The sequence below is a fragment of the Zoogloea sp. genome, from assembly GCF_030157465.1.
Taxonomy (GTDB): Bacteria; Pseudomonadota; Gammaproteobacteria; order Burkholderiales; family Rhodocyclaceae; genus Zoogloea.
Genome location: NZ_JAOAUU010000011.1, coordinates 1 through 1656, shown reverse-complemented (window position 1 = coordinate 1656; position 1656 = coordinate 1). Strand labels below are relative to the sequence as shown.

Sequence of the window (1656 nt, the reverse complement as noted above, 5' to 3'; positions counted from 1 at the left end):
GCCAGGACGTGCTGGCCTTCACCGACCAGAACGGCATCACCGGCAGCTGGAACGCCGGCACTGGCGTGCTGACGCTCACTGGCAGTGCGACGCTGGCGAACTACCAGACGGCGCTGCGCAGCGTCACGTACATCAACAGCTCGGATAATCCGGATACCACGCCTCGCACCGTCACTTTTGTAGTGAGCGACGGCAGCGCCAGTAGCACTGCCGCCATGCGCGACATCACCATCACCGCGGTGAACGACGTCCCCGTCGTGACCACTACCGGCAGCACGCTGGCCTACACCGAGAACGCCACCGCCACCGCAGTGGACAGCGGCCTGACCGTCTCCGACGTGGACACCGCCACCCTGGCCAGCGCCACGGTCAGCATTACCGCCGGCTTCGTCAGCGGCCAGGACGTGCTGGCTTTCACCAACCAGAACGGAATCACCGGTAGCTGGAACGCCGGCACCGGCGTGCTGACGCTCAGCGGCAGCGCCACGCTGGCGAACTATCAGACGGCGCTGCGCAGCGTCACCTACATCAACAGCTCGGACAATCCGAGCACCGCCCCGCGCACCGTCGCTTTCGCCGTCAACGACGGCAGCACCAGCAGCGCCACCACCACGCGCGACATCACCATCGCCGCGGTGAACGACGCTCCGGTTGTCACCACCAGCGGCAGCGTGCTGGTTTACACCGAGAACGACAGCGCCACCGCAGTGGACAGCGGCCTGACCGTCTCCGACGTGGACACCGCCACCCTCGCCAGTGCCACGGTCAGCATCACCAGCGGCTTCGTCACTGGCCAGGACGTGCTGGCCTTCACCGACCAGAACGGCATCACCGGCAGCTGGAACGCTGGCACCGGCGTGCTGACGCTCAGCGGCAGCGCCACGCTGGCGAACTACCAGACGGCGCTGCGCAGCGTCACTTATATCAACAGCTCGGAGGCCCCGAGCGCGGCCACGCGCACGGTTTCCTTCGTCACCAACGACGGCAGCACCAACAGCGCCGCCGCCACGCGCGACATCGCCGTTACTGCGGTGAACGATGCTCCGGTTATCACCACTACGGGCACGGCACTGGCCTACACCGAGAACGCCGCCGCCACCGCGGTGGACAGCGGCCTGACCGTCTCCGACGTGGACACCGCCACCCTCACCAGTGCCACCGTCAGCATCACCGCCGGCTTTGTCACTGGCCAGGACGTATTGGCCTTCACCAACCAGAACGGCATCACCGGCAGCTGGAACGCCGGCACCGGTGTGCTGACACTCAGCGGCAGCGCCACGCTGGCGAACTATCAGAGCGCGCTGCGGAGCGTCACCTACCTGAACAGCTCGGACGCCCCCAGCACGGCCACCCGCACGGTTGCCTTCGTCACCAGTGACGGCAGCGCCAGCAGCGCCGCCGTCACGCGCGACATCGCCGTCACCGCGGTGAATGACGCCCCCGTCGTGACCACTACCGGCAGCTCGCTGGCCTACACCGAGAACGCTGCCGCCACCGTGGTGGACAGCGGCCTGATCGTCTCCGACGCGGATACCGCCACCCTCGCCAGCGCCACGGTCAGCATCACCAGCGGCTTTGTCACTGGCCAGGACACCCTGTCATTCACCAACCAGAACGGCATCACCGGCAGCTGGAACGCCGGCACCGGCGTGCTGA

Annotated in this window: 1 protein-coding gene; it reads left to right on the top strand. The window is 67.3% G+C overall.

All coding sequences use genetic code 11. The features are described 5' to 3' along the window. The coding region (locus Q1W26_RS01725) for a hypothetical protein (protein WP_300435043.1) at positions 1-1656 on the top strand (1656 nt) is incomplete at both ends.